14 protein-coding genes are annotated in these 12,347 nt (G+C 57.0%); all 14 read left to right on the top strand.

The genetic code is table 11. The annotated features are described in order from the left end of the window. Positions 1-221 precede the first annotated feature (221 nt). A complete protein-coding gene (locus ACK59L_RS20550; RefSeq protein ID WP_144968018.1) occupies positions 222-1,223 on the top strand; it encodes an ATP-grasp domain-containing protein in 1,002 nt (333 codons plus the stop codon). Between the two features lie 73 nt (positions 1,224-1,296). Then, entirely contained in the window at positions 1,297-2,436 is a 1,140-nt protein-coding gene (locus ACK59L_RS20545) for a trypsin-like peptidase domain-containing protein (protein ID WP_409275717.1), read from the top strand. A gap of 68 nt (positions 2,437-2,504) precedes the next feature. After that, positions 2,505-3,641 (top strand): phosphoribosyltransferase domain-containing protein, encoded by a 1,137-nt coding sequence (locus ACK59L_RS20540; protein WP_409275716.1) that lies wholly within the window; start codon positions 2,505-2,507, stop codon positions 3,639-3,641. Then, complete coding sequence (locus tag ACK59L_RS20535; protein WP_409275714.1) at positions 3,631-4,389, top strand: trehalose phosphatase; 759 nt, start codon at positions 3,631-3,633, stop codon at positions 4,387-4,389. Before ACK59L_RS20540 ends, ACK59L_RS20535 begins: the two co-directional genes overlap by 11 nt. Further along, positions 4,382-5,473 (top strand): cysteine protease StiP domain-containing protein, encoded by a 1,092-nt coding sequence (locus tag ACK59L_RS20530; protein ID WP_409275712.1) that lies wholly within the window; start codon positions 4,382-4,384, stop codon positions 5,471-5,473. Before ACK59L_RS20535 ends, ACK59L_RS20530 begins: the two co-directional genes overlap by 8 nt. Beyond that, entirely contained in the window at positions 5,473-6,420 is a 948-nt protein-coding gene (locus tag ACK59L_RS20525) for an HpcH/HpaI aldolase/citrate lyase family protein (protein WP_144968008.1), read from the top strand. Before ACK59L_RS20530 ends, ACK59L_RS20525 begins: the two co-directional genes overlap by 1 nt. Continuing rightward, positions 6,417-7,172, top strand: a complete 756-nt coding sequence (locus ACK59L_RS20520; protein ID WP_409275710.1) for an HAD-IB family hydrolase — start codon at positions 6,417-6,419, stop codon at positions 7,170-7,172. Before ACK59L_RS20525 ends, ACK59L_RS20520 begins: the two co-directional genes overlap by 4 nt. Before the next feature lie 2 nt (positions 7,173-7,174). Then, a complete protein-coding gene (locus ACK59L_RS20515; protein ID WP_144968005.1) occupies positions 7,175-7,768 on the top strand; it encodes a TerD family protein in 594 nt (197 codons plus the stop codon). Beyond that, entirely contained in the window at positions 7,765-8,961 is a 1,197-nt protein-coding gene (locus ACK59L_RS20510; protein WP_409275708.1) for a TerD family protein, read from the top strand. The genes ACK59L_RS20515 and ACK59L_RS20510 overlap by 4 nt, the downstream gene beginning before the upstream one ends. Before the next feature lie 47 nt (positions 8,962-9,008). Next, positions 9,009-9,458, top strand: coding sequence for a tellurite resistance TerB family protein (locus ACK59L_RS20505; protein WP_084851956.1), 450 nt, complete (start codon positions 9,009-9,011; stop codon positions 9,456-9,458). Between the two features lie 11 nt (positions 9,459-9,469). Then, positions 9,470-10,504 carry a TerC/Alx family metal homeostasis membrane protein gene (locus tag ACK59L_RS20500; RefSeq protein ID WP_084851954.1) on the top strand — a complete coding sequence of 345 codons (1,035 nt, stop codon included), beginning with the start codon at positions 9,470-9,472 and terminating at the stop codon, positions 10,502-10,504. Between the two features lie 31 nt (positions 10,505-10,535). Next, positions 10,536-11,111, top strand: coding sequence for a TerD family protein (locus ACK59L_RS20495; RefSeq protein WP_409275705.1), 576 nt, complete (start codon positions 10,536-10,538; stop codon positions 11,109-11,111). Between the two features lie 69 nt (positions 11,112-11,180). After that, entirely contained in the window at positions 11,181-11,759 is a 579-nt protein-coding gene (locus ACK59L_RS20490; protein ID WP_409275703.1) for a TerD family protein, read from the top strand. Between the two features lie 120 nt (positions 11,760-11,879). Continuing rightward, positions 11,880-12,347 (top strand): hypothetical protein (locus ACK59L_RS20485; RefSeq protein ID WP_409275701.1); only part of this gene is annotated, 468 nt, incomplete at its 3' end.

Raw genomic sequence — 12,347 nt, 5'->3', positions numbered from 1 at the left:
AGTCACCTTCCTGACGGTAGTTCACCCTGGATTCTCGGCATCTAACCCATTCATAAATCGCAACAATTTGCGTGGTGCGTTTGTCGCTCGGCCAGAAGCCTTTTCCAGGGAGGCAGATCATAATGTCGCCCCGCTTGAAGCCGCCGGCTCAACCGTTACCATCTCGCCCAAGGTCAGGATCCTAGATCCAAATTCAATTGCACTAAATCAAGGTGGTTTCAATGATCTGGTTTCTACAGGGTCAGGCTTCTCAGCGCGACATCATTCTGGGCGCCTTGGAGGCACTCCCAGCCGGTGTTCGCGTATTCGCATCCCATGGGGGTGACCGGCCGGAGATCACCGGTTTGGCACACGGCAGCTTTAAGGAGCCTGAAGACCGCGAAGATCGCATTGACTGGGTGCTTCGCACCGCAATCGAGAACTCGATTAGGGTGGTCTTAGCTGGTCGCGTTGGGGGCGCGTATGAGAGCCGTCGTGCGGATTTTGAGCGCGCAGGCATCACGCTTGTTACCGGCGGAATGAGCAAGCGCACTTTTGAGCTGGTTGACGACAAGGCCAATTTTACAGCCGAGGCAGAACGCGCTGGATTGGCTTGCATCCCCGCTATCACGGTTGAAAACCCAGATCAGCTACTCGCTGCCTATGAAACCTTGAGTCCGACTTCAGAGGTTTGTATCAAGCCGGTTGTTGGCATCTATGGACAGGGATTCTGGCGGTTCAAGGCCGGGGTAGATCCATTCCGCTGCTTTGCGAACCCAGATGCTCGAGAAGTCGACTTCGAGACTTATTATCGCATCTACTCAGCCGGGCCAGCTCGTGAGCCGATGCTGGTGATGCCTTACCTCCCAGGGCCTGAGTGCTCCGTGGACATGGTTTGTGAGGGCGGCAAGGTAGTGGCGTATGTCGGTCGCCGGAAAGCCGGAGCGCACCAAACTTTCGAGCGAGACACGCCGGCAACCGACCTGGCTGTCGCCGCGGCTCAGCATTTCGGTTGTGACGGCATCATCAATGTCCAGACCCGCGATGGCGCCGATGGGATGCCAAGGCTTCTTGAGATCAACCCACGATATTCAGGTGGTGTTGGCTACACCCGTGAAGCTGGTGTCAACCTTGCGGGTATCTTCGCTGCGCGCCGGCTTGGCCTCCCAGAGCCACAGATTTCTTGGAAGGAGGGGGTGCGAATTCGGGCGATCACTATTGCCGTTACGGCCCCGGCTGGGTGATAGAATGGCCATCATTCTGGTACCACGTGTACCAAATCTAGATTAAAGTTTCTGTCTACTCAGGGAGCGAGACATGCTGACGCCAGGCGCCAATGTTGCACTTTCTTCACCAAAATCATCGTGGACGCTGGAGTCTTCGCAGCAGAACGCTTTTGGCTCGACCGCAGCTGTCGCGCTGATCCCTGTTGATGACAAACGATCCCCAAGGGGGGCTGCAGCGCTCTTTCATATTGAGCAGCCCGCCTGGATGCAGTGGAGTGGCAGTCGTGAGCAGGTCGGCTGCTCGCTTCAGCTCGGGAGCTTGCCTGCCGGCGGTGATCGCGTTCTGCTGATCGTCTACAGATACTCCAACCTCGGGCCGGTTAGCTCTCTTGGCAACCCCAAGCTCAAGGTTGAAGAAACGATTGCCTACGATCTGGATACCAGCGCGTTTGGCGAGAGCGCGTTGATATTGGGCGAGTTCTATTCCCGCGGTGGACAATGGAAATTCCGGGCCATGGCAGAAGGCTCAGCCTATGGCCTGGCGGCGTTTGGCCGCAGGCTCGGGTTGGAGATTGACGAAGCCAACCCTGACCATCCAGAGGTTGGGAGTCGTGACTCTCGCCCTAATGGCGGTGCAACGGCCGTCACTGGCACTGGCTTTGCTGTGTCCAGCAACGTGCTGCTGACCTGCGCCCATGTCATCGAGGGGATGTCGTCGATTGAGATCAGTTCCTTCAATGGTCGGTACCGAGCTGAGCCAGTGATGGTCGACTCTTCAAACGACATTGCATTGCTCCGAGTAGATGGTGCGCCATTGACGCCCGTCCAGTTCGCCGCAACCGGCGGCTGCTCCCTGGGCGACGCAGTGACGGCGATTGGCTTCCCAATGTCGGGATTTGCTGGCGGTGGTGCGCATGTCACTCAGGGCGGCGTCTCCGCCCTGTTCGGACTGCGTAATGACTCGAGCCTCTTGCAGTTCACAGCGGCAATTCAGCCCGGATCGAGTGGTAGTCCACTGTTCGACTCGCGGGGGAGTGTGGTCGGCATGGTTACCTCAACCGTGCCAGATGCGCAGAACATGAACTTTGCGGTCAAGTCCCATTTGCTCGGCGCCTTCTTAGAAGCTTGCCATATCCACATCACAGTCAATGACTCTCATGCAGCGCAGACACCTGCCGATATAGCGCAGGGTGTTCAGCCGTCGCTTTGGAAAATCGAAGCGCGAATTTAAATGCTGCAGGCCATTGAAATTAAAAGTGCGCACGTTAGGTTCACTACTATCGTCCACGGAACTCCTACATGGAGCATAGTTTAGTGAATCAAGCGTCTACAAAGTTGAGCGCCACGCTGAAGCGCGGCATTCTCGAAGTTGATGTGCATCAGGCTTCCATTTCGCCTGAGTCTCTTTTTGGCTTTGCCGAGCGCCGCAATCCGAAACGAGCATTTTTGTTTGTTTCTCGGGTGCTGGGTAAGCACATTCCCGTCAAGCCATCGGTGATGCAGCAATCCTACAAGGCCTTGGCTGCACAAATCCCATCCGACCTGCCAGGCCCTGTACTGGTCATCGGTATGGCAGAGACAGCTGTCGGCCTGGGGGCGGGCGTTCATCGCGCCCTCAGCGAGTCACGAGCTGGCACCATGTACATCGTCAGCACCCGCCACCCGGTAGGCGATCAGATTTTTGCTCGTTTTGAAGAAGAGCACAGCCATGCCAGTGCACACTTGATTCATGAGCCGTCCGAACCTCAACTCTCGGAAATGATGCGCAGCGCCAAGTCGCTGGTGCTCGTTGATGATGAGGCCTCGACCGGTCGCACGTTCATCAATCTACACCGCGCACTCGTGGACGCTGGGCTCAACCAGATCGAGCGCGTTGTCACCTGCGTGCTGACTGATTGGTCTGCGGGCGCTGTGTCGAGCAGCATCGGCGAAGCGGCCGCACAGGTATCCCTGCTGAGTGGCGCTTACAGCTTCACCGAAGATCCTGAAGCTCCGCTTCCTGAAATGCCGGACACCGGCACTGTGGCCGCGGGGGATTGGGCTGTAAACCCCGAAAACGACTGGGGCCGACTGGGTACCCGTGGGGTAGCAGACACCCTGGGGCTCAACATCGCTGTCCAGCCGGGTGAGCGGGTCATCGTCCTCGGTACCGGTGAGTTCGTTTGGAAGCCCTTCCTGTTGGCTGAACGCCTTGAACGCGCTGGCGCCGATGTGCATTTCAGCTCGACTACCCGTTCGCCAATTGCACTTGGTCATTCGATTGGGCACGCGCTGAACTTCTCGGACAACTACGGTCTGGGCATCGTTAACTTCCTCTACAACGTGGCACCCGGGCAATTCGATCGAGTGCTGATCTGCAGCGAGACGGACGCACAGGCTGTGCCGGCTGCGTTGATTGAAGCTTTGAACGCGGAGGTGATCGTCGATGGCAAATAAGCGCCCGCTGGCTCTGGTCGACCTGGACGACACCCTCTTCCAAACCGCTCGAAAAATGCCTGAGGGCACTTCGCGCTATCCGGCGTCCTTTGACGTTAACGGTGAAGTGAGTGGTTACCAGACCGAGATGCAGAAGCAGTTCCTTGGGTGGCTTCTGGCAACGACTGATGTGGTACCCGTTACTGCGCGCAGTGCCGAGGCCTTCAACCGTGTTCGTCTGGATTTCACTGGCCCTGCTATTTGCTCCCATGGCGGCCTGATTCTGAATCCCGACCGCTCCGTCAATATGGACTGGCATGGCGTGATGAATGGAATTCTCTCGGCGTTCCAGGACCGCTTGCCCGTGCTGTGTGAGACGGCGTTGCGTATTGGGGACGAGCAAGGTGTATCGCTTCGTGGCTGGGTTGTGGAAGAGGCCGATCAGCGTCACTACGTTGTGGTCAAGCACAACAACGGTTCTGACGCTGACCTGATTCTGGTGCGCAACAAGCTGAGAGAAGCTGGCCTGATCGAAGGCATGCACACTCATTCCAACGGCAACAACCTTGCCCTGTTACCTGCAGGTCTGTCCAAGCGCGTCGCTGTTGAGCACTTCCTCAAGCAGGATCGTGAGTTGAACGGGGAGCGCCCTGCGCTCGGCTTCGGCGATAGCATCACCGATCTCGGCTACATGAACCTCTGCGATTTCTGGTCGACTCCGGCGCGGAGCCAGCTTGCCGCATTGGTGGAGGGCAGCATCCATGCTTAACCCGATCCTGACCTCGATGACTGTTGGTAGCGGTAGCTACTTGCCTGAGGATGTTCATTTCCTTTTGCAGCCAGTGAACATCGGCCTGACCGATGTGCTGGAAAAGGAGCGGCTGATCCAGTCCAAGCAAAAGCACTACTCGGAAATGATCAGCCAGGAAGATGCGCCGTCACAGACTCACATGCAGTTGTTCGAGCGAGCGATGACTCAGAACGGCCTGCGCATGGCGGCGGACGTTCAATCCCTGGCTCTGGCCTTGGAAGAACGCTATCAGGGTCCGACGATTGCGCTCGTGTCCTTCGTTCGCGCCGGGCTTCCGCTTGGGGTTCTGTTACGCCGTGCGTTGATTGACCTGGGCCGCGATGCACATCACTACGGCATCAGCATCGTCCGCGATCGCGGTATCGACACTGTTGCGCTTGAATCTATCATCGCTGCGCACGGCGCCGAGAACATCGTTTTCGTCGATGGGTGGACGGGCAAAGGCGCAATCTCTGGGGAGATCAAGCGCAGCCTTGCAGGAGACAGCCGTTTCCCTGAAGACCCCCGACTGGTCGTACTGGCAGATCCGTGCGGACGGGCCTGGCTGGCAGCCTCGGCTGAAGACTGGATCATCCCATGCGGTATTCTCGGTGCGACCGTCTCCGGTTTGGTTTCCCGCTCGATCTGGCCGAGTGATGGCGGGCTGCATGGTTGCGTCGTATATGACCACCTGCGAGAGCACGACGTGACCCGAGCATTCATTGATCGGATCGAAGCAGCTCGAGCTGCCGTCGAGGTAAGTCCGGCTCTGCCGTGGACACCAGATGAGGCAGAGAACCTGCAGAACGATGCACTTGGTGTCGTCAGCCGTCTTTCTGAACGATTTGGTGTGACCAATTTGAATCGCATCAAGCCAGGTATCGCCGAAGCGACTCGCGCTGTGCTGCGCCGGGTCCCAGATCAGGTACTGGTGCGGGACCGCAACGACGCAGACGTCCAACTGCTGATCCATCTGACTGACCGTGCCGGCATCCAGGTACAGGAAGCTGGTGAAGACTTGGGGCCATACCGTGCCGTTACCATCATCCGGGAGGTGAGCTAATGGACCGCATCTCCCCGTGGGCCCTGGGCGCGACGCTCTACATGCCTGCAACTCGAGCCGATATCGTCGACGTGATTTGCGCTGATAAGCAGCCTGGTCTTCGCTCGCTCGTTATCTGCCTAGAGGATGCGGTTGCCTCTACCGATGTTGAGCATGCACTGCAGTCGCTGCGGGCGATCTTGACTGCTATCGGACCACGAGCTAGCCGCTCTCCGAGAAGTCCGTTGGTTTTCGTACGTCCGCGTGATTCGAAGATGGCGGCTCTACTCAACGAGTGGTCTGAGATCACCGCAGCGCATGGGTTTGTAGTGCCGAAGTTGTCCCTTGCCACCTTGGGTGAGTGGGTCCGAGCAGTTACCAACCCCGACCTGCTGTTGATGCCCACGCTTGAAACCAGCGACGTATACAACCCTGGGGCGATGGGCGAACTGGGTTGCGCGCTTCGCTCAGAGTTAGGTGATCGAATCCTTGCTTTGCGCATTGGTGGAAACGATCTGATGAGTTGTCTCGGACTGCGCCGTAACCCGGCTACGACCTTGTATCAGACCCCAATGGGGTACGTGATTCCAATGCTGTGTGGGGTCCTAGGCGCTCAAGGTTTTGCTCTTACCGCCCCTGTTTTCGAGCAGCTCGCAACACCTCAGTTGCTCGCCGAGGAACTGGAGTTGGATATTGCCCACGGGTTGGTCGGTAAGACAGCGATTCACCCCACTCAGATTGCGCAGATCCATGACAGCTTCCGCGTACCTCTTGAGGACTACAACTGCGCCAAACTCATCGTCGATGGTTCTGCGCCTGCTGTCTTCAAACACAACGATGCGATGGTTGAACCAGCGACCCACTACAACTGGGCCATCAACATCATCGAGCGGGTGAAATGGCACGGTGTGAAACCCGCAGAAGCAGGTATAGCGGAGCCAGTTCGCTTGGCTGAGGCAGTTCGATGACCCATGAAATGATTGAAGCTGGCCCGGCCTCCGGCCAGGTCCTGTCGGTTTTTGACTTCGACGGCACCCTGACCCGGCGAGACAGTTTCGTCCCATTCCTGCTGTTTGCGTTCGGTAAACGGAAGTTCGCCGCGCGGGTGATACGCATGCTTCCTGCATGCATTCGCTACCTCGGCAAGGGAATGAGTCGCGACGAGCTTAAAGCTGTGCTTGTCGCCACCTTCCTGACTGGTGTTGAGGAGGCTTGGGTAAAGCGGAAAGCTGCGGAATTCAGAAGGGCGTTTTGGGTACGGCTCATGCGGCCGGCCGGCGTACAATCCGTCGCGGCCGAGGTTGCTAGCGGTGCCTTGGTAACAATCTGTTCAGCTTCTCCGCGGATAGTGCTCATGCCATTCGCTCAGGAGCTGGGTATCAGCTTGATTGGGACTGAGCTTGAAGTAGTTGAAGGCAAGCTCACAGGCGCGCTTAGCGGGAGTAACTGCCGCTGCGAAGCAAAGGTACTTCGCCTGGAAGCTGTATATGGCCCGCTGGCCCAGTACAAGCTACGAGCTTGGGGTGACACCCGCGGGGATCAAGAGCTACTTGCTGCAGCGCAAGAGCCGCACTGGCGGCACTTTCACCCGCGCTGGCAGCGTGGCCGGATGAAGATTGAGAAAATTGGTGCGCGTGTGAACTCGACGGACGCGACCACAAATTCAGTTACGGGTGTCTCCTCTGGCACCCAACAGCACGATGACCAACAAGGAGCGTAACGATGGCACTTACCCTTTCGAAGAATCAGTCCATTTCTCTGGAGAAGACCGCGGGCTCGGGTTTGTCCAAGGTAACCCTGGGTCTGGGCTGGGATCCTGTGAAAGCTACTGGTCTTTTCGGCAAGATTTTTGGTGGTGGCGGTGGAGAGATCGACCTCGACGCGTCGTGCATCATGCTGGATGGCGACCTGAAGCCGGTCGACCTGGTGTGGTTCCGCCAGTTGAAATCCAAAGATGGTTCGATCCAGCATTCTGGTGACAACCGCACTGGTGAGGGTGAGGGTGATGATGAGTCGATCACCGTAAACCTGAACAACGTTCCTGCATCGGTTAAGCACCTGGTGTTTACGACTAACAGCTTCACTGGGCAGAACTTCTCTCGCATCCAAAATGCGTACTGCCGCATCGTCAATGACGGCAATAAACAGGAGTTGGCGCGTTTCAACCTCAGTGACCAGGGTGAGCACACTGGCGTGGTCATGGCCAACCTGTCGCGCGGCGCTTCTGGTTGGGAGTTCAAAGCTATCGGTAAGACTACCCATGGCCGTACTGCTGACGACTTGGTGAACCTGGCCGTTCAGGCGGTGCGCGCATGACAACCTTGGTCCCTGGTGGTAACGCACCGGTAGCGACCGGGAGCCTGCGGGTGGAGGTGGGCTATTCGCCCATTCCAGGTGCAGACATTGATGTGTCTGCATTTACCCTGACCGCAACTGGAAAGGTCCGTGGCGACAATGACATGTGCTTCTACGGCCAGCCCAGTGTACTGGGTGGGTCGGTGCAGCTGGTTGATACCGCTGCCGGCCGCGCCGTGTTCACCGTTGACCTCAGCCGGCTGGACGCAACTATCGAAAAGGTCGCGCTGACGGCGACCATCTACGAGAACAAAGCCAGCTTCGACCGTGTACCCATGCTTGTGGTCACTGTGTCTGGTGGCATTGAGACCCAGATCCCGACTTCGGGTATGAAGGAAACCGCGCTAATTCTTGGCGAGTTCTACCGTCGCCAGGGTGCGTGGAAATTCCGATGTGTCGCTCAAGGCTTTGCTGGTGGCCTTGCACCACTGGCAACCCACTTTGGTGTCGACATTGCGGCCCCGGCCCCGGCCCCGACCCCGACGCCAGCACCAAGTGCTGCGCCGGCACCTGCTCCAGCGCCTACCCCAGCCCCGGCCCCAGCTCCAAAGTCGACTATCAGCCTGAGTAAGGTAACCCTCGACAAGACTCGCTCCTCGATCAGCCTGGAAAAAACAGCTGCTGGGTTCGGTGAAATCCGGGTGAACCTGAACTGGAACCAAGGCAAGTCTGGCGGCTTCTTCAGTCGTAGCAAGTCTATCGACCTCGACGTTGGTTGCTTGTTTGAGTTGCAGGACGGTCACAAGGGCGTGGTCCAGGCTTTGGGCAATGCCTTTGGCGACCTTGAAGACGAACCCTACATTCAACTCATGGGTGATGACCGAACTGGCTCCGTATCCGGCGGCGAGTGGATTCACATCAATGGTAAGAAGTGGAGTCAGATCAAGCGCATCCTGGTTTACGCCTTCATCTACGAAGGTGCTCCTAACTGGGGACAGACCGATGGTGTGGTGACCATCTTCATCCCTGGCCAGCCAGAGATCGAAGTGCGGTTGAACGAGGAGGGAGGGAACCTAGGATGTTGCGCCATCGCTCTCCTTGAAAACGACAACGGCGCCGTTAAGGTGTCTCGCAGAGTTGACTTCCATAGAAGCCAAGAGCCCATGGATAAGGCCTACCGCTGGGGCATGCGCTGGAGCGCAGGGTCCAAGTAATCCACCACTGGCGGGGCCTAAGGCTCCGCCATTTTTGAGGTACGAGCATGCTCAGTTGGTTGAAAGCAAAAGGTGCGCAAGCACGCGAGACTCTTACTGCCGAGGTCGGCAAGCATAAGAATCGCAAGTTCATGGAAGCCACTGCCAACGGTTGCGCCATGGTAGCTGTGGCCAGCAACGGCGCAGGTCCAGAAGAAAAGCAGAAGATGATCGGCTTCATCAACAACTCTCCCGAGTTGAAGGTGTTCAGCCTGACCGACGTTCTCGCGGTCTTTAACGACGCGATGAGCAAATTCGAGTTTGACCCTCAGATCGGTCAAGCCGAGGCATTGAAGGTCATCGGCCGGATCAAAGACAACGAAGGGGCGGCACGCCTTCTCGTTCGCGTTACCTGCTCCGTCGGCGCATCCGATGGTGATTTTGATGAAAAGGAAAAGGCGGCTTGCCGTCTGATCTGCCTGGAGCTGGGCCTGTCCCCAGCTGATTTCGAACTTTAAGGTATTGACCTGTGGAAGTTACCCATATCGGTTTCCCCCCGCTGACCATGATGGTTTTCGTCGGCATCGCCGTAGGCGCTCTGCTGCTCGACATGGTTACACATCGCGGCGACAAGCCGGTCTCGCTGGCAAAAGCGTCCGTCTGGTCCGTCTTCTGGATAGCAATATCCCTCGCGTTTGCAGGGTTCTTGTACGTTCAGCACGGCCCTGAAGTCGCCAGTCTGTTCGTCACCGGCTATGCCCTTGAGAAGGTTCTCAGCGTCGACAACCTGTTCGTGTTCATGGCCATCTTTGCGTGGTTCAAAGTGCCTGATGGCCTGCGCCACCGCGTGCTCTACTGGGGCATCATCGGCGCTATCGTCTTCCGCGGTATTTTTGTTGCGATCGGTACCGGCCTTCTGGCGTTCGGCCCTTGGGTGGAAATCGTATTCGCACTGATCGTGGCCTGGACCGCCGTCATGATGCTTCGTAGCGGCGGTGATGATGAGGAGGAGGAAGACTACTCCAAGCACATTGCCTATCGATTCGCCAAGAAGCTGTTCCCGGTATGGCCAAAGCTGCACGGCAATCAGTTCTTCGTTAGCCGTAAGGTTCTCGAAGGCGAGCTGCTCAAGCCTGAGAACAAGGGCATGAGCCTGGCTGCAAAGGGCGGTCTGTTTGCAACGCCGCTCTTCCTGTGCCTGGTCGTAGCTGAAGTGTCCGATGTGCTTTTCGCCTTCGACTCCGTGCCAGCCGTAATCGCAGTAAGCCGTGAGCCCCTGATCGTGTACTCCGCTATGCTGTTCGCCATTCTGGGCCTGCGTACCATGTACTTCGTACTCGAGGCCTTGAAGCGCTACCTGGTGCACCTGGAGAAAGCTGTCATTGCGCTGCTGTTCTTCATCGCGGTAAAACTGGGCCTCAACGCCACAGATCATATGTTCCACCATGGCTTCAAGATCGATCCTAACACCAGCCTCCTCATCGTGATGGTGGTGTTGGTCATCGGCATCGTTGCAAGTGTGATCTTCCCCGAAAAGGAAGACACTCAAGCAGAATCCAACTGAATCACTCGTACCCTAACAAGGAGTTTAAGAAATGGCTTTGACCCTGCAGAAAGGCGGCAACCTGTCCCTGACCAAAACTGACCCGTCGCTGACCAAGATCATCGTCGGCCTGGGCTGGGACCCGCGTTCGACCGATGGCACCGAGTTCGACCTCGACGCCAGTGCATTCCTGCTGGCTGCCAATGGCAAGGTTCGCGGTGAAGCAGACTTCATCTTCTACAACCAGCTGAAAAGCCAAGATGGCTCGATCGAGCACACCGGCGACAACCGTACCGGCGCTGGTGACGGCGATGACGAAGTACTGAAGGTCGACCTGAGCCGAGTGCCAGCGGACATCGACAAGATCGCGTTCACCGTTACCATCCATGATGCCGATGCTCGCAAGCAGAACTTCGGTCAGGTCGGCGGTTCGTTCATCCGTATCGCCAACGACGTAACCGGTGTCGAGGTTGTTCGTTACGACCTGGCTGAAGACGCATCGACCGAAACCGCGATGATCTTCGCTGAGCTGTACCGTAATAACGGCGAGTGGAAATTCCGCGCCGTTGGCCAGGGCTACGCTGGCGGTCTGAAGGCGCTCGCCAACTCGTATGGCATGAACTTCTAATATTTGCCCCCTTCGTTAGCAGCACAAGCTGCTAACGAGCAAACCACCTATTTTTAAAGGGATTATCCAATGGCTGTCTCTCTGTCCAAAGGCTCCAACGTCTCGCTGACCAAAGAAGCACCAGGCCTGTCCGAAGTAGTCGTAGGCTTGGGCTGGGACCCTCGCGTGACTGACGGCACCGAGTTCGACCTCGATGCCTCGATCTTCATCACCGGCGAAAACGGCAAGGTTCTGAACGACTCCAGCTTCATCTTCTACAACAACAAGACCTCGCAAGACGGTTCTGTTGAGCACCTGGGCGACAACCGTTCCGGCGCGGGTGAAGGCGACGACGAGCAGGTCAACGTCAAGCTGACCGGCCTGGCTGCAGATGTCAAAAAGCTGGTCTTCGCGGTTACCATCCACGATGCAGAAGGCCGCAAGCAGAGCTTCGGTCAGGTAGGCAACGCGTACATCCGCGTCGTCAACAAGGCTGACGGTAAAGAGCTGGCGCGCTACGACCTGAGCGAAGATGCATCGACTGAAACCGCGATGATCTTCGGCGAGCTGTACCGTCACAACGACGAGTTCAAGTTCAAGGCGATCGGCCAAGGTTTTGCCGGCGGCCTGAAGCCATTGGCTGAGTCCCACGGCGTTTCGATCGGCTAACTTGAGCCTGTTGGAAAAGCCCCTGCTTACACGGCAGGGGCTTTTTTTTTGTCAGGTGGTTCGGTCTGGCCACCTAGCTTTTGCGCGCACACATGATGCGCATGGATTGCGGAGTTTTAAGTGTTTAAGAGAATCTTGATTTCCAGTGCTGTGGTCACGATGCTGGCTGGATGTGGCCAGGCAGTAGATGACGCACGTCTGTCTATGGCACTCAATGAGTTGCGGCAGAATTGTTTTGGCAACGACACATATAGCTGCCGCAGTCAAACGATCGACTTTAACCAGAAGGTTCTCGAGCTTACCCCGTTCAAAAGTGACGCAGCAAAGGAGGACATCACTAAGCTATTTGGAGAGGAGGGATGGTCGCTGTATCAAGATGTCGCTGACGAGTTTGTAGAAGACGGCGTGGACGCACTCGAGGACTTGAGACCTAACATTTTCGCGCGAATTTTCTTCGGTGACTCGCAACCTGTGTCCCCAAAAGGGTATGTAATGACCTTCAACCCGGAGGACATGGGCCGGGCGTTGAGCGAATTACAAATGGAGTTTTCTGTTCGTGCTAAGAAGGCAGGACTGAAGCCAGACGAT

This window comes from Pseudomonas sp. KCJK9111 (genome assembly GCF_046231935.1).
Classification (GTDB): domain Bacteria; phylum Pseudomonadota; class Gammaproteobacteria; order Pseudomonadales; family Pseudomonadaceae; genus Aquipseudomonas; species Aquipseudomonas parafulva_B.
This window is presented reverse-complemented; position numbering and strand designations above follow the sequence as displayed.

What these genes read in the sequence shown, in the direction of transcription:
- ACK59L_RS20550 (WP_144968018.1), top strand. Translation starts at nt 222, where the DNA reads ATGATCTGGTTTCTACAGGGTCAGGCTTCTCAGCGCGACATCATTCTG.
- ACK59L_RS20545 (WP_409275717.1), top strand. Translation starts at nt 1,297, where the DNA reads ATGCTGACGCCAGGCGCCAATGTTGCACTTTCTTCACCAAAATCATCG.
- ACK59L_RS20540 (WP_409275716.1), top strand. Translation starts at nt 2,505, where the DNA reads ATGGAGCATAGTTTAGTGAATCAAGCGTCTACAAAGTTGAGCGCCACG.
- ACK59L_RS20535 (WP_409275714.1), top strand. Translation starts at nt 3,631, where the DNA reads ATGGCAAATAAGCGCCCGCTGGCTCTGGTCGACCTGGACGACACCCTC.
- ACK59L_RS20530 (WP_409275712.1), top strand. Translation starts at nt 4,382, where the DNA reads ATGCTTAACCCGATCCTGACCTCGATGACTGTTGGTAGCGGTAGCTAC.
- ACK59L_RS20525 (WP_144968008.1), top strand. Translation starts at nt 5,473, where the DNA reads ATGGACCGCATCTCCCCGTGGGCCCTGGGCGCGACGCTCTACATGCCT.
- ACK59L_RS20520 (WP_409275710.1), top strand. Translation starts at nt 6,417, where the DNA reads ATGACCCATGAAATGATTGAAGCTGGCCCGGCCTCCGGCCAGGTCCTG.
- ACK59L_RS20515 (WP_144968005.1), top strand. Translation starts at nt 7,175, where the DNA reads ATGGCACTTACCCTTTCGAAGAATCAGTCCATTTCTCTGGAGAAGACC.
- ACK59L_RS20510 (WP_409275708.1), top strand. Translation starts at nt 7,765, where the DNA reads ATGACAACCTTGGTCCCTGGTGGTAACGCACCGGTAGCGACCGGGAGC.
- ACK59L_RS20505 (WP_084851956.1), top strand. Translation starts at nt 9,009, where the DNA reads ATGCTCAGTTGGTTGAAAGCAAAAGGTGCGCAAGCACGCGAGACTCTT.
- ACK59L_RS20495 (WP_409275705.1), top strand. Translation starts at nt 10,536, where the DNA reads ATGGCTTTGACCCTGCAGAAAGGCGGCAACCTGTCCCTGACCAAAACT.
- ACK59L_RS20490 (WP_409275703.1), top strand. Translation starts at nt 11,181, where the DNA reads ATGGCTGTCTCTCTGTCCAAAGGCTCCAACGTCTCGCTGACCAAAGAA.